1 protein-coding gene is annotated in these 2,096 nt (G+C 69.8%); it reads right to left on the bottom strand.

Annotated elements, in window-relative coordinates; genetic code table 11:
• Positions 1-1,942: condensation domain-containing protein (locus GA0115254_RS34195; RefSeq protein ID WP_370740988.1), on the bottom strand; the 1,942-nt coding region annotated here is incomplete at its 3' end.
• Positions 1,943-2,096 lie beyond the last annotated feature (154 nt).

Raw genomic sequence — 2,096 nt, forward strand, 5'->3', positions numbered from 1 at the left:
CGCGGCCGAACCAGCTCGCGATGCGCTCGACCGACCCCGGCTCGAACAGGTCGGCCGCCGCTACCACCGCGCCGTACAGCCCCGCCGGTGCGCCAGAGGCGTCGAAGGCCTCCCTGAGACCGACCTCCAGGTCGAACCGCGACACTGTCTCCCCTGCCGACAGCCCGCCGGCCTCCAGCCCGGGCAGGTCGAGCACGGCCTCCGCCGTGTTCTCCAGCGACAGCGACACCTGGTACAGCGGGTGTCGCGACAGCGAACGTGTGGGAGCCAGCTCCTCCACCAGTTTCTCGAACGGCACGTCCTGGTGGGCGAACGCCGACAGACTTGTCTCGCGCACCCGAGCCAGGACGTCGGCGAACGTCGGGTGGCCGGACAGGTCCGTCCGCAGCACCAGGGTGTTGACGAAGAAGCCGACCAGGTCGTTGAGCGCCTCGTCCGTACGGCCGGCGTTGGCCGTACCGATCGGGATGTCGGTCCCGGAACCGAGGCGGTTCAGCAGGACGGCGAGGGCGCTCTGCAGCACCATGAACATGGTGACGCCCTCGGCGCGCGCGATCTCGGCGAGGCGCGCGTGCACGTCCGCCGGGATCGCCAGCGGAACGCCGTGCCCGCGGTGGCTGGCCGCCGCCGGGCGGGTGTGGTCGACCGGAAGCTCCAGCTCCTCCGGCACCTCGGCCAGTTCCGCACGCCAGAAGTCGATCTGACGCGTCATGAGGCTGTCCGGGTCCTGGTCGTCCCCCAGCAGCTCGCGCTGCCACAGCGTGTAGTCCGCGTACTGCACCGGCAGCGGCTCCCACTCCGGCGCCTGCCCCGCACGACGCGCCGCGTAGGCGACCGACAGGTCCCTCGCGAGCGGGCCCTTCGACCAGCCGTCACTGGCGATGTGGTGGGTCACCAGGACCAGCACATGCTCGCCGGCTCCCGTCTTGAACAGCCAGGCCCGGAAAGGTACTTGCGCCGCCAGGTCGAAGGTGTGTCCGAACGCCGCGGACACCGCGTCCTCCAGGTCGGTCGCTGCGACCTCGACGACCTCCATTTCCCACGCCAGATCGTCGGGGCGGATGATTCGTTGATACGGCTCGCCGTCGACGGTATCGAACACCGTACGCAACACCTCGTGCCGACCGATGACGTCCCGCAGCGCGGCGTTCAGCGCCTCACGTTCGATCTCACCGGCCAGCCGCAGCGCCACCGGGATGTTGTAGGACGCACTCGGGCCCTCCAGCCGGCTGATGAACCAGAGGCGCCGTTGCGCGAAGGAGAGCGGCACGAGCTCCGGACGTTCCATGGCCGCGAGCGCCTTCCGGGCCACCTCGCCGCCCGTGAGCCGGGCGGCGAGGCCGGCCACCGTCGGGGCCTCGAACAGGGCACGGACCTCCACCTCGACGCCGAGCGCCGCACGGATCCGGCTCGTCAGGCGGACGGCGAGGAGGGAATGACCGCCAAGAGCGAAGAAGTCGTCGTCGACACCGACCTCAGGCACCCGCAACACCTCGGCGAACGCCTCGCACAGCACCCGCTCACGCTCGTCCGCCGGACCACGCCCCGAACCGGCCCCACCGGAAAGCTCAGGGGCAGGCAACGCCTTACGGTCCAGCTTCCCGTTACCCGTCAACGGCAGCGCATCCAGGACCACAGCAGCAGAGGGCACCATGTACTCCGGCAACCGCCCCGCCGCGAAAGCACACACCCGGTCCGGCAACCCATCCAGGTCCCCGTCCGGGTCATCCACGACCACATACGCCACCAGACGCACATCACCCGGCACGTCCTCACGCGCCACCACCGCAACCTGGGCCAACTGCGGATGCCCGGCAATCACCGCCTCGACCTCAGCCGGCTCGATCCGGAAACCACGCACCTTCAGCTGCTCATCGCCCCGGCCGAGGAACTCCAACTGACCGTCCCGCCGCCACCGCGCGATATCACCCGAACGGTACATCCGCACACCCGGCTCGAACGGACACGCCACAAACCGCTCCGCCGTCAACCCCGCACGCCTCACATAACCACGAGCGACCTGAACACCGGCTATGTACAGCTCACCCGCAACACCCGGAGCCACCGGGCTCAGCCGCTCATCCAGCACATACAGG

It is taken from the genome of Streptomyces sp. Ncost-T10-10d (assembly GCF_900091955.1).
GTDB lineage: Bacteria > Actinomycetota > Actinomycetes > Streptomycetales > Streptomycetaceae > Streptomyces.